Origin of the sequence: Flavobacterium sp. MDT1-60, from assembly GCF_014844035.1 — a bacterium.
GTDB lineage: Bacteria > Bacteroidota > Bacteroidia > Flavobacteriales > Flavobacteriaceae > Flavobacterium.
This window is the reverse complement of record NZ_CP062159.1, coordinates 37368-63177: the sequence shown is the minus strand read 5'-3', so window position 1 is coordinate 63177 and position 25810 is coordinate 37368. Positions and strand designations below refer to the sequence as shown.

Genomic DNA, 25810 nt, shown 5'->3' with positions numbered 1-25810 from the left:
AATGTTATAAAAATTACTTTGCCTATTTAGGTGAAGTCGAAGATAAAGACGGTTCAAATACGAGTTACTTAAAGGAATTTAGTAGTTATTTCAATGCTAATTTAGCAATTGATAAAGGAGGTGCCATTGAACGATTAGATGAAATGTATGCAACTTTAGACCCAATTTCTGATTACTCTTATAATGGATGGAACGCGTTTAAAGAATACCATTCAAATTTATGCAACTCTGCGGCTTGGATGGTAGTTTTAAAACCTGCTAATGCTAACTTTTTAAAATCTGCAATAACCTGGTCTGAATATAGTTTAGTGGTTACTAAAAACAATCCTTATTATTTAGATACTTTGGCGCAGCTATATTATAAGGATGGACAAAAACAAAAAGCTATCGAAACTCAAACACTGGCAATAAAATATTTAAGTGCTGAGACAGAGCAGGAAACAGCTACTGAAATCCGTGAGACCCTAACTAAGATGCAAGACGGAACGTACTAGATTTCTGTTATTAAATAAAAAGCAAACCCGACAAATTTTAAATCTGTCGGGTTTTTGTTTGGTTATAAGAGAAGAGTTTTCTTCAGAGATCTTTCAAATTTAAAAAGAGCGTTTTTTGTAGATAAATTAGTAAGTTTGGAATACTAAATTAAAACTTATGAAAAACAAAATGATCTTAGGTTTGATTATTTGTGGAGGACTTGCTTTTTCGCAAACAATCAAAAAACCTTTAGTTGCGGCAATAACTGATAAGGATCTTAGAACTGATATGTATCAAATGGCTGGTGACCATTTTAACGGTCGTGAAGCTGGGACTTTAGACGAGTTAAAAGTATCGATGTGGCTGGCCAATAAAGCCAAAGAAGCAGGAATGGCTCCGGCTGGAGATGACGGAACTTATTTTCAGTTTTTTGATCTATTCAGGCATCAGGTAACTCCCAATACTAAATTTAAAATTGGACAAAAAGAATATAAACTTTGGAAAGAAGTTTTGGTAGCAGAAACCACAAATATTAAAGTAGAAGGTTCTTTAGTATACCTGGGTGCAGCAACAAAAGAAGAAATTGAAAAAGCCGATGTTAAAGGAAAAGTAGTTGTTTTATTGGCTTCAAAAGAAGGAATTGCAGATGATATTTCGCTTTTTGACAGACGTTATCCAGGATTAGTAAGAAACAAATACTATGATCTTGTTGTGAAAAAAGGTGCCGTGGCACTTATTATGGTTGCCGATGAATTAGCTGAACAAAGCTGGTCTCAGGTTGAACCACAGATGACAAGAGGGATTTATGGTATTGAAGGTTTCCGTGATAAAATTGGTTCAACAATGCCGGTTTTCTGGGTGCATGGTAATCAATTAGACTATTTAAAAAACACGAAAGATGTTTTGTCTGCAGAAGTAGTTTCGGAAACCTATAAATATCCATCAGTAAATGTGGTTGGAACAATTGCAGGAACGGATCCAAAATTGAAAAACGAATATGTTCTTTTTAGCGGACACCAAGATCATGATGGTGTACGACAAAAATACGGTAAAGATTCAATTTATAACGGAGCTGATGATAATGCGAGTACTTGTGTGGCGATGTTAGCGATTGCAAGAGCTTATAAAAAACAACCGGGAAAAAGAACAGCCTTGTTTGTATTTCATGGTTCAGAAGAAAGAGGTTTGCTAGGGTCACGTTGGTATGCAGCACATCCAACAGTTCCTGAAAAAGATATTGTAGCTGTTTTAAACGGAGATATGATCGGCAGAAATAATGTGAATCAGGCCGCTTTATTAGGTTCTAGCTCTCCACATGAAAACTCTTCTGATTTGGTTGCTATTGCTAAAAAAGCAAATGACGAAGGACCAAAATTTGATTTGGATAAACTTTGGGACAGACCAGAACATCCGGAGTATTTTTACTTCCGTTCAGATCATTTGCCTTATGCCCGTAAAGGAATTCCGTCTGTGTTTTTTACAAGTGTTTTACACAGTCAATACCACACGCCAATGGATGAAGCTGAAAATATCGATTATGTAAAACTGAGAAAAATGACCGAGTGGATGTATCGCACAGGATGGATTTTATCAAATGATGCAACTCGTCCTAAAACTTTACCGAATGTAAAGCTGGAACGATAAGGTAGTTTTTGATATAATAAAAAACCCGATTTCTAATTTTTAGAAATCGGGTTTTTTTATGTTTAAGATTAAATAAGTTGTCAAGAAAAATCTAACAATCTAAGTTAGTCTAATAATCTATAATTACAATCCAAATTCCGCTTTTACTTTGTCAACGAAATCAAGTTTTTCCCATGTAAACAATTCAACAGTAACCGTTTTTACATGTCCTCCCGGAGCAGAAAAAGTTTTAGTTACTACTTCTGGTTTACGTCCCATATGTCCGTAAGCAGCAGTTTCACTGTAAATTGGGTTTCTTAATTTTAAACGTTGCTCAATAAAGTAAGGACGCATATCAAAGATAGCTTCTACTTTTTTAGCGATTTCACCGTTTGTTAAGTTTACTTTAGAAGTTCCGTAAGTATCAATAAAAATACCCATTGGTTCTGCAACTCCAATTGCGTAAGAAACCTGTACTAAGATTTCATCAGCAACTCCTGCAGCAACTAAGTTTTTAGCGATATGACGTGTTGCGTAAGCAGCACTTCTGTCTACTTTACTTGGATCTTTTCCAGAGAAAGCACCACCACCGTGAGCTCCTTTTCCACCGTAAGTATCAACAATAATTTTTCTTCCTGTTAAACCAGTATCTCCGTGAGGTCCTCCAATAACGAATTTTCCTGTTGGGTTAATATGGTAGTTGATTTTATCATTAAATAAATGAGCGTGAGCCGGATTTTTAGCGATAATTCTTGGAATAAGGATTTCGATAATATCTTTTTTGATTTTAGCCAACATTGTAGCTTCTTCATCAAAATCATCGTGTTGCGTTGAGATAACAATCGCATCAATACGAGTTGGTTTATTATCGTCACTATATTCTAAAGTTACCTGAGATTTTGCATCCGGACGTAAATAAGTGATTTCTTTGTTTTCACGTCTTAGGATTGCTAATTCCTGTAATAATTTATGAGATAAATCTAGTGCCAAAGGCATGTAGTTTTCCGTTTCGTTAGTGGCGTAACCAAACATCATTCCCTGGTCACCTGCACCTTGTTCTTCTGGCTTAGCTCTGTCAACACCCTGATTAATATCAGCTGATTGCTCGTGAATTGCTGATAAAATTCCACAAGAATTCGCTTCAAACATATACTCGCTTTTAGTGTAACCGATTTTACGGATTACTTCGCGGGCAATTTGCTGCACATCAAGATAAGTATTCGATTTTACTTCACCTGCTAAAATTACCTGACCTGTAGTAACAAGAGTTTCACAAGCTACTTTTGAGTCAGCGTCAAATGCCAAAAAGTTATCAATTAATGCATCCGAAATTTGATCTGCAACTTTGTCTGGATGCCCTTCACTAACAGATTCTGACGTAAATAAATAAGCCATAATAATTTATTAAATTAAAATTAAGCGAGGAGAAATAATTGCTGAAAAGGCTAAAGGAGAATTCCTGCTTTAGCATTTTTTAATACTGAAATCAAATCTTCAGCATTCATAATGAACCATTTCATTATGAAGAGGTTGCAATCAGTTCAAATTTTTCCTCTGTATTCGCGTGCAAAGGTATGAAACCATTTTGATTTGCAAATTAAAGTTCAACTTTTTTTATTTTTATAAGCAGAAATTTAACATAAGCATACTATGTTGATAGGGTAATAGAAATTAATTTAGTTTTTATTTGGTCGATTAAAAAATAGTTCGCACATTTGCCTCATCAAAATAAAAGAAAAAATGAAATTAACAGTTTGCAATATGTCTTGTATGATGCCGGAGCCTTCCGCAGAGACGCTATTGTAGTTTATTTTCAAACATCATATATAGAACCTCTGCACATCGCAGAGGTTTTTTTTTGTTCAAAAATGAAACAACTGTAAATCCTTTTTAAGCCAAAACATTAATTAATCAGAAAAAAAACAATGAAAAAAATGTAGTAATCGTTTTAGGTCTTTTGATATTTTCGCGTATTTATGCTCAGGAAAATAAAACAGCGCAGGATACTTTAAAGAATAATGAATTATTAGAAGTTAGAATAGTGGGGTCGAGAAGTAAAAACAGGGTAAAAACTGATGTGCCGGTGCCGGTTGATGTTTTTAATATTTCTGAAATAACAAAAGGATCGCCCCAAACCAGCGTCACTCAAATTTTAAATTATGTTACGCCGTCTTTTACAAGTAATGCAACATCTACTGCCGATGCTACAGATCACGTTGAGTCACAGATGAAGGATTAAACGAATTAGCAGTGATTTTTTAATCATTGTAGTCCTTTAATCTGTGGCAAAACCAAACCATTTATGGGTAGTATAAAATTTTATTGTTAAATATCAATATTTGATTTGGTAGTTCGGAAAATACTTATTACATTTATTCTATCGAATTAGTCGAGTTTAAAAATGAGAATTAATTTTAAATAAAATGAAAATGAAAACAATAGCAAGAACAAATATGATGTGTTGTAGTATGATGCAAATGTGCATCCAACCTTGCTGTTGCCAAAAGTAAAAGATAGAATCTTTGTTATAGTTAAACTATAAGCCCTTTTGGTCGCCATCCGGAAGGGCTTTTTTCATTTCAACATTTAAATTTTAAATCATGAACACATTAGATATAAATACAATCGCATTTCAGTACTTATTGAGAACGGATTCTCAAAAAAACAATAATAAATCTGAAGAACCAACAAGTGAAGCTGTAAAGTATAATCCGGAACACTATATAAAAGGTCAAAAATCTTTATTATTTCATATGTATGATCTTGAAGAAGAAGATCTCTACGTCTAAACAATATCAAATTTCAACGAAACAATTTCAATAACAATATATTATAGTACTAACAATACCTAAAATTAAGAAATCATGAGCGCACAAAAATTTGCAACAAACGCATTACACGCAGGACACGACGTAACTAAAAATGCAGGAACCAGAGCGGTGCCAATTTACCAAACGTCATCATACGTTTTTAATAATGCAGATCATGCTGCCAATTTATTTGGCCTTGCTGAAGCTGGATTTATCTACACCAGATTAAATAATCCAACAAACGATGTTTTAGAACAACGGTTAGCCGCGCTTGAAGGTGGACTTGCAGCAGTTGTTACAGCCTCCGGAGCATCGGCAATTGCGACAACCTTTTTGACCTTGCTAAAAGCAGGCGATCATATTGTAGCATCAAATAGTTTATATGGGGGAACTTATAATCTATTAAAAGTAACTCTGCCAAGATTAGGAATTACAACCACTTTTGTAGATCCTTCAAAACCTGAAAACTTTACTAAGGCAGCAAAAGAAAATACGAGAGCTTTCTTCGTAGAATCTTTAGGAAATCCAAAATTAGATGTTTTAGACCTGAAAGGAATTTCGGTGGAAGCCAAAAACTTCAAAGTACCTTTTATTGTAGATAATACAGTTGCGACTTCGTATTTATTAAAACCAATTGAGCACGGAGCCAACATCGTTATTCATTCATTAACCAAATATATTGCAGGAAACGGAACTTCATTAGGAGGTGCAATTATCGACGCCGGAACTTTTGACTGGTCGAACGGAAAATTTCCTGAATTTACAGAACCGTCTGCAGGATATCACGGTTTGGTTTATCACGAAGCTTTAGGAAATGCCGCTTTTATTGCAAAAGCGCGAATTGAAGGTTTGCGTGATTTTGGTGCGGCTTTGAGTCCGTTTAATGCTTTTCAAATTATTCAGGGATTGGAAACTCTGCCAATCCGAATCAAAAAACACAGCGAAAATGCTTTGGCTTTAGCCGAATGGTTAGAGAAACAGGAAGAAGTAGTATGGGTAAATTACCCAGGATTAAAATCGAATAAATATTATGATTTAGCACAGCAATATTTGCCGGAAGGACAAAGTGGAATTATCACTTTTGGATTAAAAGGTGGTTTTGAAGCGGCTAAAAAAGTGGTAGATCAAACGAAACTATTTTCGCTTTTGGCAAACATTGGCGATACAAAATCATTAATTATTCATCCTGCAAGCACAACCCATCAACAATTGTCTGATGATGAGCAGTTAGAAACAGGAGTTTCAAAAGATTTAGTTCGACTTTCTGTTGGAATTGAAGATATAGAAGATCTTATTGCTGATCTGCAAACGGTTTTTGAAAGCGTTACACAATCACAATATAGCATCAATAAAAATTAGGTTTTTTTGTTTTTTGTTTGAAAAATTGCCTTTAGCGATGTGGTGTTGCTAAAGGTGATTTTTTATGAGAAGAAATTCACTATAAAAGTTTTTTCACCATATAAGTCATATAGTAGAGACGCGCTTTAGCGCGTCTAAATACAATACAGGTTTAATAGAATCACACAGCAGTGCGTCTAAAATTATGATGTTGATAATTAAATGAACTTATATGGTTCAAAATTAACCCCAATAAATAAAAATTATGTCAAAGCTTAAAATTAATATCATCCTTTTCGGAATTGGAAATATCGGAAGCACTTTGATTAATCAGATTATTGAAAGTCAGGAATTTTTTCTTCAGAGTAAAAATATTGATTTTCATTTCCCGATTATCACCAATTCTACAGTTGCCTTTTTTGAGAAAGAAGGAGTCGGATATGCCTGGGAAACCAATTTCAGAGAATTGGCTGTTCCTTTTAAAATAGAAGATATTGTAGAATTTGCTAAAGAAAATGAATTCGAGAATCTGATTGCGGTTGATGCGACGGCTAGCGACGAATTAATTGGGCATTATAATACATTGATTCAGAACGGATTTAATATTGTAGCGGTAAATAAAAAAGCCAATACATTGCCAATTGATCTTTACAAAGAGATAAGAGAAAATTTAAAAAAGTATGACAAAGAGTTTTTGTATGAAACCTCAGTTGATACTGGTTTCCCTGTTTTACAAACTTTAAGAGACTTGTATTATTCAGGAGAGAAAATCACAAAAATCAGAGGTGTTTTTTCGGATAATCTGAGTTATGTTTTTAATCGATTTTCTACCGAAGAAAATTCTTTTTCATCAATCTTAAAAGATGCGAGTCTGTTAGGATTAATGCGTTCTACTTTTAAGGAAGATTTATCCGGAAATGATACCGCAAGAAAATTATTGATTTTGACAAGAGAGATTGGGAAGGATTTTGATCTTTCAGATATAAAAATCAACTCTCTTATTAAGGAAGAGCATCTGGAGAAGAATGGAATCCTCAATAAAGAAGCAGTTGACAAATCATTTAAAATCGCAAAAATCACTCAGGCCGACAATCATGTTTTAAGATATGTAGGAGAATTTGATGTGGAGCGAAATTTATTAGAAGTTAAATTAATTTCGGAACCCATTACTTCTGCAATTGGTCAATTAAAAGGTTCTGACGCTATCTTCGAAATTTATACGCAATCATATGCTAATGTTCCAATTGTTATTCAGGGTGCGTCTCCTTGTAAACAAGCGATTTCCAGAGGAATTATTACGGATATTTTGAAAGTGGCTGAAAAAATTAAAAATAAGGAAGCAGTCTGGCTTTAAAAACCAAAGGCTGAATGACTTTGTGAAGTTCTTTGATAAACTGATTTGTGGAGATATTGTAAGTAAAAATGACTTTTTGTAAGTTTTTTACTTTTGTTTTGTGAGACAAAAGTTTTGTAAGATGTTTTATATCCTAAAAAAGTAATTTTTTGTCGGATTTTCGTATTAATTTATTATTTTTTATTTGTGTAATTAAAATAATATTTGCATATTTGTTAAACCCAAAAGCTACTGAATCAATGAACTTAAATGTCTATAAAATGTTTTGCGCCATTTCGGTTAATACCGTTGGGAAGTCTTTTGCTTAAATTGTAAGAAAATAACAATATTATATGCAAAGCCTCCCAATAATTTTAGGAGGCTTTTTAATTTTATAACAAAATGCAAGAATTTAATTTAATAAATAAATCACAGATGAATAAATCCCTACAGATGAACAAGATGTTCACTGTCGCATTTATTTGCGTACGCGTCTGTTGATTCCAAAAGAATATATGAGTTTAAAAACTTAAACCCTTTTGGCATCCTAAACCAAAAGGGTTTTTTTATTTCATCCGGCTGGGTTAACATTAAAATAAACGAATAATAAAGATAAATACACAAACTAAACTAAACTTAAATATCATGAGCACATTAAACTACTTATCAAGAAAATTTTCAACATTGAAAAACAGGACAAAAAAAAATAATCCTCCGCCAAAAAACGAATTGATCCATCCAAGATTCGGAATAACAGAAACGGATCAAAAAGCAGATAAAAAAGAACCAAACTCTTTATTGTTTTTGATGTATTCAAAAGAAAATGAAACGCTTTTTATCTAAATCGAAAAGTATCATAAAATAGGGCAATACCTGCTTAATTTTACTGGGCAATTTGTTCGGTAATTTTTTGCGTATACTAGTTTTAGTTTGAATTATATTTATGAAATTGAGGAATCAGTTTCGATAAAATTTGTTTGTTTAAGAAAATAGTAGTTAATTTGCATCTTTAAGTTCAAAAACGTATTGAAATGTTATAAAGAAAGGACGAGGGATTAGACCCGATGAATCCTTAGCAACCCTTCGTTAACGCGAAGAAGGTGCTGCATTCTACCACGCCCAAACGTGGAAAGATAACAATAAGATTTTTCTAGTTTCACTCTAGACTTTCTTTCTAATATTTCCACATACAAATCAATAATACAACAGATTTGAAATTGGAAAATATACCAAACCCCATTATAATTCAGGATTTCATCACAGAGAGTGGTGCATCATATCCGTCATTACCCTTAAGTTTTACACTTTCTGGCTTACCATTGCATACGGCACCTATTGTTTTGGTCAATCATGCTTTGACCGGAAACGCACAGGTAACGGGAGAAAATGGTTGGTGGAACGATTTAATTGGCGACGAAAAAACAATTGACACCAACAAATACACTGTTTTGGCATTTAACGTTCCGGGAAACGGAAATGATTCTTTCATAATTGAAAACTATGAGGATTTTACCACCAGAGATATTGCCCGAATATTTATAAAGGGGATTAGAGCCTTGAAAATTGAACAGGTTTATGCGATTATTGGAGGTTCTGTTGGTGGAGGAATTGCGTGGGAAATCCTGGCGTTGGAACCAAATATTACCGAAAATTTAATTCCGATTGCAACCGACTGGAAATCGACCGACTGGATGATTGCTAATTGTTATCTCCAGGAGCAAATTCTGAACAATTCATCAAAACCGATTGAAGATGCCAGAATTCATGCAATGTTGTGTTATCGTTCTCCAGAATCATTCAAAGAAAAGTTTAAGCGTACGATCAATCAGGACCTTTTAATTTTTAACATAGAAAGCTGGTTGGCACATCACGGCAAAAAGCTACAGCAACGTTACCAGTTATCATCTTATAAATTAATGAACCAGTTGCTCAAAACAATAGATATTACTCGAAATAGTGCTGATTTCGAAGCTTTAATATCTAAAACAAATGCATCGATTCATATTATCGGAATCAATTCGGATTTGTTTTTTACACCAAAAGAAAACCTGGAAACTTTTCAGGAGTTAAAGAAGTTTAAAGACAATGTTTTTTACAGCGAAATAGATTCGGTTCACGGACATGACGCTTTTTTAATCGAGTACAAACAATTAGATCATTTACTTGCCGATATTTTTAAGGCAGAAACAATAGAAAAATAAAATGAAAATATTAAAATTTGGAGGTAAATCGTTATCAAACGGAGAAGGACTAAACAAAGTAGTTTCAATCATTACAGATAAAGTAAATCAAGGAGAAAAAATTGCCGTTGTAGTTTCGGCCCGAGGAAATGCTACAGATGAATTAGAAGATATTTTAAGAATTGCAGCGAAAAATGGAAACTATAAACCTTTGTTAGAAAGTTTTAAAGCGTACCAAACTTCAGATTATCCGCAAGTCGATTTATCAGAAGAGTTTAATATTTTAGATAAACTTTTTGAAGGCGTAAGCCTGATTGGCGATTACAGTAATAAAATAAAAGATCAGATTTTATCTAAAGGGGAATTGCTTTCTGCTAAATTATTGACTTCAATTTTAGTTGGAAAAGGAATTCCTGCCAATTTTGTTGACACCAGAGAATTGCTTAAAACCGACTCGAAATTTGGAGATGCGCAGCCATTAGAACAGCTTTCTAAGAAAAACGTAATCAATTATTTCAAGCTTCATAACGGTTCAACTGTAAATATCGTTACAGGTTTCATCGGATCAAATAATAACAACGACACAACCACTTTAGGAAGAAACGGAAGTAATTACACAGCATCATTAATCGCTAATTATTTAGATGCAGAAGAACTTCAAAACTTCACACACGTAGACGGGATATACACTGCAAATCCGGATTTAGTTGCTGATGCCAAAAAAATCGAGTATTTGTCTTTTAATGAAGCAAACGAGTTGGCTAATTTTGGTGCAACAATCCTTCATGCAAAGACCATTATTCCGTTATTGGAAAAAAATATACCGCTTCGTATTTTAAATACTTTCAATCATGAAAATAGAGGAACTTTAATTACGTCAGATTCTGCTAAAGAAGGAATCAAAACCTTATCAGTTTTAGAAAATGTCTCTTTAGTAAATCTTGAAGGACGTGGTTTGCTTGGAAAAGCCGGTGTTGATGCCCGAATTTTCAAAGTTATGGGTGATCACAATATCAGCGTAAGCATTATTTCGCAAGGTTCTTCAGAAAGAGGAATTGGGCTTGTTGTGGCAACTGAAAAAGCAACAACAGCAATGGTTGAATTAGAGAAAGAGTTTGAAAATGACTTTTATTCTAAAGATGTAAATCAAATTACAGTAACAGATAATGTTTCAGTAATTTCGATTATTGGTCAGGATTTGAGTACTTTCCATAAACCATATACCGCCTTAATCAGAAATAAAATAGTTCCAATCTTATTCAACAACACCGTAACGGGTAAAAACGTGAGTTTAGTTGTTAAGAAAGAAGAACTAAACAAAGCTTTAAACGTAATTCACGGAGAAATTTTTGGAGTTTCTAAAAAAATCAACATCGCTATTTTCGGTCACGGGTTAGTTGGCGGAACTTTAATCAATCAGATTTTAGAATCAGCTTCAGCTATTGAAAAACGTAAAGGCGTTAAGCTAAATGTTTTTGCAATTGCGAATTCTAAAAAACTGCTTTTAAATAAAAACGGAGTAGCTTCAGACTGGAAAAATGATATTGCAAGTAAAGGTGAAGGATATACGATAAAAGATATTATCGATTACGCAAATGAATATCATTTAGAGAATTTAATTGCGATCGACAATACCGCAAGTGCTACTTTCGTAGAAAACTATATTCCGCTTGTAGAAAGCAGTTTCGATTTGATTTCTTCTAATAAAGTTGCCAATACTTTGAGTTATGGTTTTTATAAAGAATTAAGAAAATCTTTGGCAGATAACCAAAAAAATTATTTATACGAAACCAATGTTGGTGCAGGTTTACCATTAATTGATACGATAAAATTATTACACCTTTCGGGCGAAAATATCACCAAAATAAAAGGGGTTTTCTCTGGAACATTGAGTTATTTATTCAATAATTTCTCTGCAAAAGAGGTTCCGTTTAGCGAAATTTTGAAAGAAGCAATTGACAACGGATACACAGAACCGGACCCACGTGAGGATTTATGCGGAAATGATGTGGGAAGAAAATTATTGATTTTGGCGAGAGAATTAGATTTACAAAATGAATTTGAAGAAATCTCCATTCAGAATTTAATTCCGGAACATTTACGTGATGGAAATGTATCAGATTTCTTAACTAAACTAAAAGAATTCGACCCAATTTATGAGAAAATAAAAGCAGATCAACAGCCAAATCATGTATTAAGATACATTGGTGAATTGTCTGGAGATTTACAAAACGATAAAGGAATTTTGGAAGTAAAATTAGTTTCAGTACCTTCAGATACTGCTTTAGGAGGACTTAAAGGTTCTGATTCCTTCTTCGAAATTTATACAGAATCTTACGGAGATCGTCCAATCGTAATTCAGGGAGCCGGTGCAGGTTCTGCAGTAACAGCGAGAGGCGTTTTTGGAGATATTTTGAGATTGTCGGATAAAGGATAATTCGATTTTATTCCCGAAGCTTCGGGAGCAGATTTTAGAGTTTTGATTTCTGATTTGAACTCAAACAAAAACAAAAAATGAAAAAATGAAAGTAACCTTAAACAGAGTAAACGACGCGTTTCATTTCAAACTAAAAAATGAAAGAGGTCATGTAGTTGATGTTGATAGCAGAGCTGAATTTGGCGGAAGCGATTTAGGTGCAAGCCCAATGGAATTAGTATTAATGGGTGTTGCGGGATGCAGTGCGATTGATATGATTTCAATTTTAAAGAAACAACGTCAGGAAATAACATCCTTTAATGCTGAGGTAGAAGGCGAGCGTGTTCAAATTGAAGAGGCAAAACCTTTTAAGGAAATCAATGTAGTTTTTTATTTAGAAGGCGACATCAATCCTGAAAAAGCACAAAGAGCAGCACAACTTTCTTTCGAGAAATATTGCTCAGTTGCCAAAACAGTTGAACCAACTGCAACCATAAAATATAAAGTTGTATTGAATAGCGAAGCGTTATAAGAATTAGAAAATTAGTCAATTAAATTAGAGAATTAGATAATTCTTAACTGATATTAAGTAATAAAGTCGCATAAATCCTTAGTGTATCTCTGAGTTTCTTTGCGAGTCTTTGTGAAATTATAAAAACAAGCGGATTAGTGCTAATCAGTGCAATTCGTGTTAAACAAAAAAATAATGAGCGATCAAGAATTTGGTTTTGAAACCCAGGCCATCCGTACACATTTAGAAAAAACACAATTTCAGGAACATTCAACTCCTTTGTATTTGTCATCAAGTTTTGTATTTGAAGATGCAGAAGATATGAGAGCATCTTTTACAGAAGAAAAAGTACGTAATATTTACTCTCGTTTTAGTAACCCAAATACCACAGAGTTTGTAGATAAAGTTTGTGCTATGGAAGGTGCTGAAGCTGGTTATGCTTTTGCAACAGGTATGGCTGCTATATATTCTACATTTGCCGCATTGTTGGATTCAGGTGATCATATCGTTTCTGCAGGAAGCGTTTTTGGATCAACTCACGCACTGTTCATGACTTATTTTCCAAAATGGAAAATTGAAACAAGCTATTTTGATATCAATAAACCGGAAACAATAGAAAGTTTTATCAAACCAAATACTAAAATTTTATATGCTGAAACACCTACAAATCCAGGTGTAGATGTAGTTGATTTAGAATTGTTAGGCGCGATTGCGAAAAAGCACAATTTGATTTTAATAATCGATAATTGTTTTGCTACGCCTTACATTCAACAGCCTATTAAATACGGTGCACATATAGTAATCCATTCAGCAACAAAATTAATGGATGGACAAGGTCGTGTTTTAGGAGGAGTTGCAGTTGGAGAAGCAGACTTAATTCGCAAAATATATTTGTTCTCAAGAAATACAGGTCCGGCAATGTCGCCATTTAATGCGTGGGTTTTGTCAAAAAGTTTAGAGACTTTGGCTGTTCGTGTTGACAGACATTGTGAAAATGCTTTGAAAGTGGCTGAGTTTTTAGAAAATCATCCAAATGTAAATAGTGTAAAATACCCGTTTTTAAAATCACACCCAAAGTATGAGATTGCCAAAAAACAAATGCTTTTAGGCGGTAACATTATTGCAATTGAAATTAAAGGCGGACTTGAAGCAGGAAGGAAATTTTTGGACAAAATCAAATTATGTTCACTTTCAGCAAATATTGGAGACGTAAAAACAATTGTAACGCATCCTGCATCAACAACCCACAGCAAATTGTCTGTTGAAGAAAAGCTTGCAGTTGGAATTACAGAAGGTTTAGTTCGTGTTTCTGTAGGTTTAGAAACAGTAAAAGATATTATTGCCGATTTAGATCAGGCGCTTTCTTAAAGAATTTTAGATTGTAGACTGTAGATTTTAGATTATAATAATAACGATTTTTGACTGTAAATTAAATGCAGTTGGAAATCGTTTTTTATTAAAAACCAATCGTGTTTATAATTTGAAAAAAAAACTTTATGTACATTTATCTTTTGATGCATCATTGAATTTAAATTACATTAACGAATTAAATTGATGGGTTAAGTAGAATATAAATCTGATTCTGTTATTTTTCTCATGGAAAAAGTCTATTTTTGTTGTAGAAAAACATGTAAGATATTTGATTTCAATCAGAAATCTAAAATCTGCAATCTAAAATATTTAAAACGTGCTTTCAAAGAAAACAAAATACGGAATTAAAGCTTTAACTTATTTGGCCAGACGTGAAAACAACGAGCCTGTACAAATTGCTGAAATTGCCAAAAGCGAACATATTTCGATTAAATTTCTGGAAAGTATTTTATTGTTACTTCGGAACTCCGGTTTTCTTGGAGCAAAAAAAGGAAAAGGCGGTGGATATTATTTGATCAAAGATCCAAAAGATATCAGCATGGCTAAAGTATATCGCATCCTTGAAGGGCCAATAGCATTGCTTCCTTGTGCCAGTCATAATTTTTATGAAAAATGTGATGATTGTGACGATGAGTCAACCTGCGCCGCAAGACGTTTAATGACTGAAGTTCGTGATAATACGCTTAAAATTCTTGAGAGTAATTCTTTGGCGGATATCGCTTTTTAATCAATTCTATTCTAAATAAAATAAAAAGAAAGACCATTTCAAAAAATATTGAAATGGTCTTTCTTTTTATAAAATGATTGTTGTTTGTCTAAAAAACTAATTTATATCCTGCCAGGAAAAGCATTACAGCAATAGCATTTCTAAGAAATAAATCGGGAACTTTTCCGCTTAACATGCTTCCTATAAAAATTCCCGGAAGTGATCCCATTAATAATTGGCCTAATAAACCTAAATCTAAATTTCCCATAGAGGCATGTCCTATTCCTGCAACAAGAGTTAAAGGTACGGCATGAGCAATTTCTGTTCCAACTAAACGTGGTGTTGGTAAAAGAGGATAAAGAAAAAATAAAGTTACAGTTCCTAATGCACCTGCACCAATAGAAGTAAGAGTTACTGTTGCTCCTAACAATACGCCAATTCCAATAGTCAACATATTTTGAGTATGACTTTCACTATGAAATTTATCTCCGGCGTGTTTTTGAGAAAACACTAAAAGTTTCTTTTTAAACAAAATAGCTATTGATGTAAAAAGAAGTGCCCAGCCTAAACTATATTTGATTACGGCATTTATAGTAGAAATATCAGTTTTAATGCTGTGTAAAATCCATAAAGTAATTAAAGATGCCGGAACACTGCCTAATGTTAGCCAACCTGTTATCTGCCAATTTATATTGCTTTTTTTATGATGCACAAATACACCGCCCATTTTAGTAAAAGCAGCATATAATAAATCGGTACCAACGGCTGTTGTCGGAGGAATACCAAACCACAATAATATAGGTGTCATTAAAGAACCGCCGCCAACACCTGTCAACCCCACTACAAAACCAACGAGTAAACCCGCTATAACAAGACCGATTTGAAAATCCATAATAAAAATTTGCCGTAAAAATAACAACAATTTTATAATTATCCTATGGAAATGGTAGACTTTAAAAAATGTATTTAAAAACCAAATATTATTTTCGTATTTATTGTTTGAAATACATCGATACAGCGCTTTATTTGTTAAAATAATCTGCTTAAGCATTAAATATCTCTCTAAGATGTAATTAAAGGATTATGAGAGGGTTAAAAAAATAAAAATATTGTTTTGATATTTAGAAATAAATAGTATTTTTGCAAAGTAATCTACTAAGCCGATAGGGTAATGGATTTTTGTAAAAAAGAATAGTAGGAATATGGAAAAAGAATTAAAGATAAATAGTGTTGATGTTAAATCTGATACGCCATTAAAAGAAAAACTATGGGTTATTATACCCGTGGTTTTGTTGGTAGGTTTATTGACTGTATTAGTATATAATCATCATACTGAATTTTCATGGAATAATTTTGTTTCAGGATTTAATCAGGAATTTTTAGTTTTTTTCTTTATTGGTGTTTTTGCACAGTTGGTAGACGGAACTTTAGGAATGGGTTACGGAGCGACTTCAACTTCTTTTTTGTTGGCTTACGGAGTTCCACCAGTAGTTAGTAGTACAGGAGTTCACGTTGCAGAAATGTTTACAACAGGAGTATCAGCAATTTCGCATCATCGTTTTGGAAATATTAATAAAAAACTGGTAAAGCATTTGTTGATTCCAGGGGTTTTAGGATCAATTACAGGAGCTTATTTATTGTCTGATATTATTAATGGCGACGTTATAAAACCATTTATTGCAGTTTATATGATTGTTTTGGCGATCATCATTATTAGAAAAGCTCTGAAGAAAACTATAATTAAAAAGAAAACCAAAAAATTAGGAATTTTAGCTGGTTTTGGAGGTTTTATGGATTCTGTTGGCGGAGGAGGCTGGGGGCCAATTGTAACTTCTACATTGTTAGGAAGAGGTAGGAATCCTCGTTACACTATTGGTTCTGTAAATGCAGCTGAGTTTGCAGTTTCATTTGCAAGTGGAATTACCTTCATGCTTTTTGGAGGAATTCATGGATGGCAGGTTATTATTGGTTTAATTACAGGAGGAGTAATTGCAGCGCCATTAGGAGCGTATTTGGTAAATAAAATCAAAAGAAAACCAATGATGATTGCGGTTGGAATTTTAATAATACTATTGAGTTTAAAAACATTATCTAAATTATTGTAAGCAGTTTTTAGAAAGGAAAAGAGAATATGAGCGCACCAATTATACAATCATTATTAGATATAACAAAAGATTTTTCGCTTGAAGAAACCTTAGCTTTTTTAGCAAAGGAGTTTCCTGGGAAAGTGATTTTTTCGACTTCATTTGGTCAGGAAGATCAGGTAATTGCTGATTTTATTGCAAAAAGTAATCAGGATATTACCATTTTTACTTTAGATACAGGAAGATTATTTCAGGAAACTTATGATGTTTTTCATAAGACATTAAAAAAATATAAAAAACCAATTGAGGTTTATTTTCCAGAAGCAACAGCAGTGGAAAATTTACTAAAACAAAAAGGACCGAATAGCTTTTACGATTCGGTTGAGAATAGAAAAGAATGTTGTTTCATCCGAAAAGTGGTTCCGTTAAGAAAAGCTTTAGCAGGAAATTCAGTTTGGATCACAGGTTTAAGGGCTGAACAATCTGAAAATAGAAATGATCTTCAGCTTTTTGAATATGACGGAGGTTTTGAAATCATCAAATTCAATCCATTATTAAAATGGACTTTAGAAGAAGTTGAAACGTATTTATCAGAAAACAATGTTCCGCAAAATGCTTTACACAAACAAGGTTTCGTAAGCATAGGATGCGCGCCATGTACAAGAGCAATTTTTCCGGGAGAAGATATCAGAGCTGGAAGATGGTGGTGGGAATCAAGTCATAAGGAATGCGGATTGCACAGCGCTAAAAAAGAATAGAGAGAATAGAAGCAAGAGCATAGAGCAAAGAATAAAGAGAGTAGAATAAAACAATAGTTGAGAATTTTAGAGTCACCACATACTTTAAGCCTGAAATTTGAAACTTTTAAACAAAAAACAATGAGTTCAGTATTAAAAACAAACGCTTTAGAGAGTGAAGCAATATACATTTTCAGAGAAGTAATTTCACAGTTTGATAAACCGGTTTTACTTTTCTCTGGAGGAAAAGATTCTATAACATTAGTACGTTTGGCGCAAAAAGCCTTTTTCCCTGCTAAAATTCCGTTTCCTCTTTTGCACGTTGATACGGGACACAATTTTCCTGAAACGATTGCTTTCAGAGATAAATTGGTTGAAGAATTAGGTTTGGAATTAATCGTTCGTAATGTTCAGGACGCTATTGATGAAGGAAAAGTAGTTGAAGAAACTGGAAAATATTCTAGTAGAAACAGTTTACAGACCATTACACTTTTAGATGCAATCGAAGAATTTAAGTTTGATGCTTGTATTGGTGGTGCGCGTCGTGATGAAGAAAAAGCAAGAGCTAAAGAACGTATTTTTTCTGTTCGTGACGATTTTGGTCAATGGGATGAAAAAAATCAACGTCCGGAATTGTTTGATATTTTGAACGGAAAAATAGAAAATGGTCAAAACGTTCGTGTTTTTCCAATTTCAAACTGGACAGAATTAGATGTTTGGAGTTATATCGAAAAAGAACACATCGAGATTCCATCCATTTATTTTTCACATAAAAGAAAAGTTTTTTTGAGAGACGGTTTAATCTGGTCGCATTCTCCTTTTGTGTATCAGGAAGAAGACGAACAAATCGAAGAACGAATTGTTCGCTTCAGAACCGTTGGAGATATGAGTTGCACAGCCGCTGTTGAATCATATGCAGCAACAATCCAGGAAGTTGTTGGAGAAATCAGAACTTCAACTATTTCCGAAAGAGGTGCCAGAATCGATGACAAACGTTCTGAAGCCGCAATGGAAAAAAGAAAACAACAAGGATACTTTTAATAATTATGAGTTATGAATTATTAATGCAATTCAGGACGTCTAAAAGTAAAAATCAGAAAAACAAAAACATACAGATTATAAGTTTCTAAGAATACCTGAAACTTGAAACCTGAAACAAAATTACAAGAATGGAAGTTTTAAAAATAGCAACAGCAGGAAGTGTAGATGACGGAAAAAGTACTTTAATTGGAAGATTATTGTATGATACAAAATCATTGACTACAGATAAAATCGAGGCAATCGAAAAAAGCAGTAAACAAAAAGGCTACGATTATTTGGATTTTTCTTTAGCAACTGATGGATTAGTAGCAGAGAGAGAACAAGGAATTACAATTGACGTAGCTCACATTTATTTTTCGACTGCAAAGAAAAGTTACATCATTGCCGATACTCCGGGTCACGTAGAATATACAAGAAACATGGTTACAGGAGCTTCAACTTCTCAGGTTTCTATCATTTTAATTGATGCCAGAAAAGGCGTAATTGAGCAAACGTACCGTCACTTTTTTATCAATAATTTATTGAGAGTAAAAGAGGTAATCGTAGCGATTAATAAAATGGATTTAGTTGATTATTCTGAAGAAGTTTACAATAAAATTAAAGCCGATTTCCAGGCACTAAATGCTAAAAGTACTTTCAAAGAGCAAAACGTAAGTTACATTCCGTTAAGTGCAATCAATGGAGGAAACGTAGTTGATAAATCGGAGAATATGCCATGGTACGATGGTCAAACGGTATTGGAACATTTAGAAGGATTACATGCTTCTGATGTTTTTGAAGCAGGAAAAGCACGTTTCCCGGTTCAGACGGTTATTCGTCCAAAAACAGAAGAATATCATGATTTTAGAGGTTACGCCGGAAAATTATACGGAAACTCCATTAAAGTTGGAGATGCTGTAACAGTTCTTCCTTCTTTAACAGAATCAAAAGTTTCAAAAATTCACTTTTTCGATAAAACATTTGATGAAGCTGTTGCAGGTTCATCCATCACAATCGAACTAGAAAATGATATCAATGTGACAAGAGGCGATATGATTGTAAAATCATCAGAACTTCCAAAAATTGAAAAAGAAATCAACACAACAGTTTGCTGGATGGACAGTAAAAAACTGGTTGCAGGTACAAAATATATTGTACAGCACAACACAAACGCAGTTTTAGCTAAAATAGAAAGTATCAAAAATACAATCTCAACAGATTATTCAGGAACTAAAGAAGCATCACAATTAGCAATCAACGAAATTGGAGAAGTAAGTATCAAACTAAGCAAGCCTTTATATTTTGATGCCTATAACGATAATAAATCAAACGGAGCTTTCATCTTAATTGATACAGCAACAAACACCACAGCAGGAGTAGGATTTATCAGGTAAACCTGCTGTAAGCTTTAAGCTATAGGCTTTAAGCTAAAAACATATCTCCGGTATTTAGGAAAGCTTAAAGCTTATTGCCTAAAGCCTAAAGCAAGAAAGTAAAAAAGCTTATAGCCTAAAGCTTAAAGCCTAAAGCGTAAAAAAAATGGAAAGTTTTAGAACAGAAATAGAAAATCCGATAGTTCAAAAAGAGATTATCGATTTAGAAAAAAAGATTCATTTATTCCGTGGAGGAAAAATTGATGACGAGCGTTTTCGTAGTCTTCGTTTAGCGCGTGGAATTTACGGACAACGTCAGGAAGGCGTTCAAATGATTCGTATTAAATTACCTTACGGTAAAGTAACAAGCGAACAATTGGTGCGTATTACTAAAGTTTCTGACGAATATTCTACAGGACGTTTGCACATTACAACACGTCAGGATATTCAGATTCACTATGTGAGTTTAGACAGAACACCAGAACTTTGGGCAAATTTGGCTAAAGACGATGTTACGTTGCGTGAAGCGTGTGGTAATACCGTTAGAAATATTACAGGAAGTGAATTAGCTGGTGTAGATGTAAACGAACCATTTGATGTTTCGCCTTATGCACACGGCATGTTTCAATATTTATTAAGAAACCCTATATGTCAGGAAATGGGACGTAAATTCAAAATTTCGTTCTCTTCATCTGATGAAGATACAGCTTTGAGTTATTTACACGATTTAGGATTTATTCCGAAAATTGTAAATGGCGAAAAAGGGTTTAAAATTGTTTTTGGCGGAGGTTTAGGGTCACAGCCTGCCCACGCCGAATTACTTTCGGAGTTTGTTCCGGTAAACCAAATAATTCCAACAGCAGAAGGAATCATCCGTATTTTTGACAGATATGGTGAGCGTGCAAAAAGAATGAAAGCACGTATGAAATTCTTAATCAAAGAAATGGGAAGAGATGTTTTCCTTGATTTGGTTGAAAAAGAGAAAAAAGCAATTGCTTTTGAAACCTATGAAATTGATACAACTGCTTTTGACGGACCAATTCCGGAACCATTATTAGAAGTGCCACAAGTTACAATTGAAGATACTGAAGCGTATGAAGCGTGGAAAAAATCAAATGTAATTGCTCAAAAACAAGCAGGTTATTATGCTATTGGAATCAAAGTTTTATTAGGAGATTTTTATACGGATAAAGCCAGATTATTAGCCGCTTTAATTAAAAATTACGCAGCAAACGAATTACGTTTTTCATTGCGTCAAAATATTGTAATACGTCACGTAAAAGAAGAAAATTTACCTTTCTTTTATCAGGAATTAGCGAAATTAGACTTTGTTCATTTAGGTTACAATTCTACAGTTGATATTACAGCATGTCCCGGTACTGATACTTGTAATTTGGGGATTGCAAGTAGTACCGGTATTGCAGAAGAATTGGAAAAAGTGATAAATGCCGAATATCCACAGTACTTAAACAATCGCGAAATCGAAATTAAAATTTCTGGTTGTATGAATGCTTGCGGGCAACATAATATGTCAGCAATTGGTTTTCAGGGAATGTCTATCAATTCAGGAAAATTAGTAGCTCCCGCTTTGCAAGTTTTGTTAGGTGGAGGAAGATTAGGAAACGGCGAAGGACGTTTTGCAGATAAGGTAATCAAAATCCCAAGCAGAAGAGGACCAGATGCTTTGCGTACTATCTTAAATGATTTTGATGCCAATGCAAACGGAGAAAAATTCCTAAACTATTACGATCAAAAAGGAGAGAAGTATTTCTATGAAATTTTGAAACCTTTTGCAGATGTAACCAATTTAACAGAAGCTGATTTTATTGATTGGGGTAATGCAGACAATTATGTAAAAGCAGTTGGAGTTGGAGAATGTGCTGGTGTTGTGATCGATTTAGTAGCAACTTTATTGTTAGAAGCTAAAGACAAATTGACTTTCGCGCAGGAATCTTTCGACGAAGGAAAATGGTCAGATGCTATTTACCATGCTTACGCCGGATTTGTAAATGGAGCCAAAGCTTTATTACTTTCAGAAAATGAAAAAACAAACAATCACGCAGGAATTGTTGATTTGTTTGATAATGTTTTCATTGTAACTGGTAAAATAGAATTGGCAACATCATTCAAAGAATTAGTGTATCAAATCAATCAAAATGAGCCTTCAGAAGCTTTTGCAAAACAATACATTCAGGAAGGAATTGCATTTTTTGATACAATTGAAAAATATAGAGCTCAAGAATTAGCAAATGCTTAATACAATAAAACCCAAAGTAACTTTAGTCGGTGCAGGTCCTGGTGATCCGGATTTGCTTACGCTGAAAGGCGCAAAAGCATTGGCTGAAGCGAATGTGGTTTTGTACGATGCATTGGCCAATGAAGAAATACTAGCATACGCTCCTAAAAATGCTATCAAAATTTTTGTTGGAAAAAAGATAGGAAATCATGCTTATACACAAGATCAGATCAATCAATTAATTGTTGATAACGCTTTGACTTACGGAAGTGTGGTTCGATTAAAAGGCGGAGATCCGTTTATTTTTGGACGTGGAAGCGAAGAAATAGAATTTATTGAAAGTTTCGGAATTGAGACCCTTGTCGTTCCTGGAATTTCTTCAGTAGTAGCGGTTCCGGCAAGTTTGGGAATTTCAATTACAAAAAGAGGCGTTTCAGAAAGTTTCTGGGCGATCACAGGTACAACTTCTGACAGAAAATTATCTGAAGATGTAGCTTTGGCCGCACAGTCATCAGCAACAGTAGTTATTTTGATGGGAATGCACAAATTGCCTCAAATTATCCATTTGTTTCAAAAAGAAGACAAAGGAGATTTGCCCGTAGCGATCATTCAAAACGGAACAACTTTAGAAGAAAAAACAGGAGTTGGAACAGTAAATTCGATTCTGGAAATTGTAAAAGAGAAGCAACTGAGTTCGCCGGCAATCATTGTTCTGGGAGAAGTTGTCAGAGAAAGCAATAAATTAAAAGGCTTTTACGAAGAATTTTTATCAAAAGAAATTATCAGATAAAGTTCCGAAGGGGCGACGAAGGAAATGTTCCGTTAGGAACAATTCGTCGGTAAAAAATAAACGTTTCAATAAAAATGTTCCGTAGGAACATCTGATTGGTTATCCGATTCAATAAAATCATCTAATTTTGATTGGATAAAAAAAGAGTAACATGGAACAGAATGAATTATATCCAATATTCTTAAAACTTCATAATTTGAATGTTTTAATTGTGGGTGGAGGAAATGTCGGATTAGAAAAGCTTTCTTTTTTGCTGAAGTCAAGTCCAAATGCCAATGTTGAGGTTGTAGCGCCCGACTTTCATTTAGAAATTAAAGTTTTAGCCGAAAATCATCCTTCAATTAAATTGACGGAATCGAAGTTCAAAAAGAAAATGCTCAAAAAACGCCATATGGTAATCGCTTGTACCGATGATTTAAAAGTCAACAAAAAAGTATACGATTTGTCCCGAAAGCGTTATTTGATTTGCAATATTGCCGATACACCAGATTTATGTGATTATTATCTAGGCGGAATCGTAACAAAAGGAAATGTAAAAATCGCCATTTCGACCAACGGAAAATCGCCGACAACTGCTAAAAGATTGCGGGAATTTTTCGAAGAGGTAATCCCGGAGGATATTAATACGATGGTCGAAAACCTGAATGAATACAGGAAAACCTTAAAAGGTAATTTTGAAGAAAAGGTTAAAAGAATGAACGAGATAACCGATTCATTGAAAAATAAAGAGTAGCAATTACACAAAGAAATCAATGATAAAAATCATTGGCAGTAGAATAAATTATTCGTTTCTTTGTATTATTAAGAATGATTATAAACAACAACCATAATGATTAAAACAGATATACTAATAATTGGAGCAGGCCCTACAGGTTTATTTGCCGTTTTTGAGGCAGGATTATTGAAATTAAAATGTCATATTTTAGATGCATTGCCACAAGCAGGAGGACAACTTTCAGAATTGTATCCAAAAAAGCCTATTTATGATATCCCTGGTTTTCCGGAAGTTTTAGCAGGAGATTTAATTGATAACTTACAAGAACAAATTAAGCAGTTTGAGCCAGGTTATACATTAGGAGAAAGAGCTGAAACAATCGACAAACAAGAAGACGGAAGTTTCATTGTAACATCAAATAAAGGGACTAAATTCCACGCGCCGGTAATCGCTATCGCTGGAGGTTTAGGAAGTTTTGAGCCACGCAAGCCACTTATTGAAGATATCGAGTTTTATGAAGATAAAGGAGTAAAATACTTCATCAAAAATCCGGAGAAATTCAGAGATAAAAGAGTTGTTATTGCCGGAGGAGGAGATTCAGCTTTGGACTGGAGTATTTTCCTAGCGAATGTAGCTTCAGAAGTAACCTTGATTCACAGAAGAAATGAATTTAGAGGAGCTCTTGATTCTGTAGAAAAAGTACAGGAATTAAAAACGTCTGGAAAGATCAAATTAATTACACCGGCAGAAGTAATCGGAATTAATGGTGCTGAGCATGTTGAATCTTTAGATATCGAAGAAAACGGCGCACACCGTAAAATCGAAACTGATTTCTTTATTCCACTTTTCGGATTGACACCAAAATTGGGTCCAATTGGAGACTGGGGACTGGATATCGAGAAAAATGCAATTAAAGTAAATAATGCCTTAGATTACCAGACAAACATTCCGGGAATCTTCGCAATTGGAGACGTAAACACGTACCCAGGAAAATTAAAATTGATTCTTTGTGGTTTTCACGAAGCAACTTTAATGTGCCAGGCCGCATATCAAATTATCAATCCAGGTAAAAAATATGTTTTAAAATATACAACAGTTTCCGGAGTAGACGGTTTTGACGGAACACGTAAAGAAGCGCCGAAAGCAGTTGTGAAGGCGATAGTTTAGTCTAAGGTACTGAGATAATAAGGTTCTAAGGGACTAAGAATTCATATAAAAAGCTCAAACTTGTTATCAAGTTTGGGCTTTTTTTAATCCCATAGGGATGTCATGTTTATAGAATTAATGGCATCTATTGTGAAAAGCCCCAGCGGGGCGACATATAATTATTTATAAAAATCATATCGCTCCGCTGGAGCTTTGGTTAAACCCATAATTGTTTGCTATAAACATTATGCTCCAATGGAGCTTTATTAAAAAGTTATTGCTAGAATTTAACTAAGGTTCTAATTTTTTTATATAAGCCCAAACTAAATAGTTTGAGCTTTTTTAATCCCATAGGGATGTCATGTTTATAGAATTAATGGCATCTATTGTGAAAAGCCCCAGCGAGGGACATATAATTTTTATAAAAATCATATCGCTCCGCTGGAGCTTTGGTTAAACCCATAATTGTTTGCTATAAACATTATGCTCCAATGGAGCTTTATTAAAAAAGGTATTATTAGAATTTAAACGGAGGTTGTAAATAATTTTATTGTAGATGTTTTTAAAACATAGCCAGTGGTTTTAACCACTGGAGCGCAATGTATATCGCAATGCATGATCACAATCCATAATTTCGATCCGTCTCCCACGGTTGAAACCGTGGGCTATATTTGAAAAAACATAAGACAAACTTTAACCTGAGACCCTTAGTGTCTTAGATCCTCAGAACCTTAAAAAAAAACTTGCAAGTCGCAAGGCTATTTCATACCTTTGCACCGTTCCTAAATTTATTGAAAGTTATCACGAAAGGCGGAGGGATAGACCCGATGAAACCTTAGCAACCCTTTATCATAAAGAAGGTGCTAAATTCTACTTTATACAAATTCATAGTATTAAAGATAGATAACACAAATACATAAAGTATTTCCTCAACTTTTCCTGACAAC

Annotated in this window: 22 protein-coding genes and 2 riboswitches; of the genes, 20 read left to right on the top strand and 2 right to left on the bottom strand. The window is 33.9% G+C overall.

Going from position 1 to position 25810, the window contains the following annotated elements:
• Positions 1 to 143 precede the first annotated feature (143 nt).
• Together IHE43_RS23405 and IHE43_RS00245 are read left to right on the top strand one after the other, a co-directional pair.
• Positions 144 to 494, top strand: a complete 351-nt coding sequence (locus IHE43_RS23405; protein WP_225585296.1) for a hypothetical protein — start codon at positions 144 to 146, stop codon at positions 492 to 494.
• A gap of 157 nt (positions 495 to 651) precedes the next feature.
• The gene (locus IHE43_RS00245; RefSeq protein WP_192186145.1) at positions 652 to 2118 is read left to right on the top strand and encodes a M28 family peptidase; all 1467 of its coding nucleotides are present in this window, start codon (positions 652 to 654) and stop codon (positions 2116 to 2118) included.
• Positions 2119 to 2241: 123 nt separating this feature from the next.
• On the opposite strand, the gene metK is transcribed toward IHE43_RS00245, so the two are convergent.
• Positions 2242 to 3492, bottom strand: coding sequence for a methionine adenosyltransferase (metK, locus tag IHE43_RS00240; protein ID WP_192186144.1), 1251 nt, complete (start codon positions 3490 to 3492; stop codon positions 2242 to 2244).
• Positions 3493 to 4054: 562 nt separating this feature from the next.
• On the opposite strand from metK, the gene IHE43_RS00235 reads away from it, so the two are divergent.
• From IHE43_RS00235 to IHE43_RS00190, 10 genes are all read left to right on the top strand, one after another.
• A complete protein-coding gene (locus tag IHE43_RS00235; RefSeq protein ID WP_225585294.1) occupies positions 4055 to 4336 on the top strand; it encodes a hypothetical protein in 282 nt (93 codons plus the stop codon).
• Positions 4337 to 4697: 361 nt separating this feature from the next.
• Positions 4698 to 4886, top strand: coding sequence for a hypothetical protein (locus IHE43_RS00230; protein ID WP_192186143.1), 189 nt, complete (start codon positions 4698 to 4700; stop codon positions 4884 to 4886).
• 75 nt (positions 4887 to 4961) lie between these two features.
• Entirely contained in the window at positions 4962 to 6266 is a 1305-nt protein-coding gene (locus tag IHE43_RS00225; protein ID WP_192186142.1) for an O-acetylhomoserine aminocarboxypropyltransferase/cysteine synthase family protein, read from the top strand.
• Positions 6267 to 6510: 244 nt separating this feature from the next.
• Positions 6511 to 7599 carry an aspartate kinase gene (locus IHE43_RS00220; protein WP_192186141.1) on the top strand — a complete coding sequence of 363 codons (1089 nt, stop codon included), beginning with the start codon at positions 6511 to 6513 and terminating at the stop codon, positions 7597 to 7599.
• A gap of 624 nt (positions 7600 to 8223) precedes the next feature.
• Positions 8224 to 8421, top strand: coding sequence for a hypothetical protein (locus IHE43_RS00215; RefSeq protein ID WP_192186140.1), 198 nt, complete (start codon positions 8224 to 8226; stop codon positions 8419 to 8421).
• Between the two features lie 188 nt (positions 8422 to 8609).
• Positions 8610 to 8718, top strand: a riboswitch (SAM riboswitch).
• A gap of 77 nt (positions 8719 to 8795) precedes the next feature.
• Entirely contained in the window at positions 8796 to 9779 is a 984-nt protein-coding gene (locus IHE43_RS00210) for an alpha/beta fold hydrolase (protein ID WP_225585292.1), read from the top strand.
• A gap of 1 nt (position 9780) precedes the next feature.
• Positions 9781 to 12195, top strand: coding sequence for a bifunctional aspartate kinase/homoserine dehydrogenase I (thrA, locus tag IHE43_RS00205; RefSeq protein ID WP_192186138.1), 2415 nt, complete (start codon positions 9781 to 9783; stop codon positions 12193 to 12195).
• Positions 12196 to 12280: 85 nt separating this feature from the next.
• The gene (locus IHE43_RS00200; protein ID WP_192186137.1) at positions 12281 to 12706 is read left to right on the top strand and encodes an OsmC family protein; all 426 of its coding nucleotides are present in this window, start codon (positions 12281 to 12283) and stop codon (positions 12704 to 12706) included.
• Between the two features lie 174 nt (positions 12707 to 12880).
• On the top strand, positions 12881 to 14053 hold the full coding sequence (locus IHE43_RS00195; RefSeq protein WP_192186136.1) for a PLP-dependent aspartate aminotransferase family protein: 1173 nt from the start codon (positions 12881 to 12883) through the stop codon (positions 14051 to 14053).
• Between the two features lie 319 nt (positions 14054 to 14372).
• Positions 14373 to 14783, top strand: a complete 411-nt coding sequence (locus IHE43_RS00190) for an Rrf2 family transcriptional regulator (protein ID WP_012023576.1) — start codon at positions 14373 to 14375, stop codon at positions 14781 to 14783.
• Positions 14784 to 14871: 88 nt separating this feature from the next.
• On the opposite strand, the gene IHE43_RS00185 is transcribed toward IHE43_RS00190, so the two are convergent.
• The gene (locus tag IHE43_RS00185; RefSeq protein ID WP_192186135.1) at positions 14872 to 15654 is read right to left on the bottom strand and encodes a sulfite exporter TauE/SafE family protein; all 783 of its coding nucleotides are present in this window, start codon (positions 15652 to 15654) and stop codon (positions 14872 to 14874) included.
• Positions 15655 to 15964: 310 nt separating this feature from the next.
• On the opposite strand from IHE43_RS00185, the gene IHE43_RS00180 reads away from it, so the two are divergent.
• From IHE43_RS00180 to IHE43_RS00145, 8 genes are all read left to right on the top strand, one after another.
• Positions 15965 to 16867 carry a sulfite exporter TauE/SafE family protein gene (locus IHE43_RS00180; protein WP_192186134.1) on the top strand — a complete coding sequence of 301 codons (903 nt, stop codon included), beginning with the start codon at positions 15965 to 15967 and terminating at the stop codon, positions 16865 to 16867.
• A 26-nt stretch (positions 16868 to 16893) separates the two neighbouring features.
• Entirely contained in the window at positions 16894 to 17604 is a 711-nt protein-coding gene (locus IHE43_RS00175) for a phosphoadenylyl-sulfate reductase (protein ID WP_192186133.1), read from the top strand.
• A 120-nt stretch (positions 17605 to 17724) separates the two neighbouring features.
• A complete protein-coding gene (cysD, locus tag IHE43_RS00170; RefSeq protein ID WP_072970415.1) occupies positions 17725 to 18624 on the top strand; it encodes a sulfate adenylyltransferase subunit CysD in 900 nt (299 codons plus the stop codon).
• Positions 18625 to 18752: 128 nt separating this feature from the next.
• The gene (locus IHE43_RS00165) at positions 18753 to 19997 is read left to right on the top strand and encodes a sulfate adenylyltransferase subunit 1 (RefSeq protein WP_192186132.1); all 1245 of its coding nucleotides are present in this window, start codon (positions 18753 to 18755) and stop codon (positions 19995 to 19997) included.
• A 145-nt stretch (positions 19998 to 20142) separates the two neighbouring features.
• Positions 20143 to 22233 carry a HEPN domain-containing protein gene (locus IHE43_RS00160; protein ID WP_192186131.1) on the top strand — a complete coding sequence of 697 codons (2091 nt, stop codon included), beginning with the start codon at positions 20143 to 20145 and terminating at the stop codon, positions 22231 to 22233.
• A complete protein-coding gene (cobA, locus tag IHE43_RS00155) occupies positions 22226 to 23002 on the top strand; it encodes a uroporphyrinogen-III C-methyltransferase (protein ID WP_192186130.1) in 777 nt (258 codons plus the stop codon). Before IHE43_RS00160 ends, cobA begins: the two co-directional genes overlap by 8 nt.
• Positions 23003 to 23153: 151 nt before the next feature.
• Positions 23154 to 23735, top strand: coding sequence for a bifunctional precorrin-2 dehydrogenase/sirohydrochlorin ferrochelatase (locus tag IHE43_RS00150; protein ID WP_192186129.1), 582 nt, complete (start codon positions 23154 to 23156; stop codon positions 23733 to 23735).
• A 96-nt stretch (positions 23736 to 23831) separates the two neighbouring features.
• Entirely contained in the window at positions 23832 to 24884 is a 1053-nt protein-coding gene (locus tag IHE43_RS00145; protein WP_121322507.1) for an NAD(P)/FAD-dependent oxidoreductase, read from the top strand.
• 774 nt (positions 24885 to 25658) lie between these two features.
• A riboswitch (SAM riboswitch) is annotated at positions 25659 to 25773 on the top strand.
• The last annotated feature ends 37 nt before the right edge of the window (positions 25774 to 25810 follow it).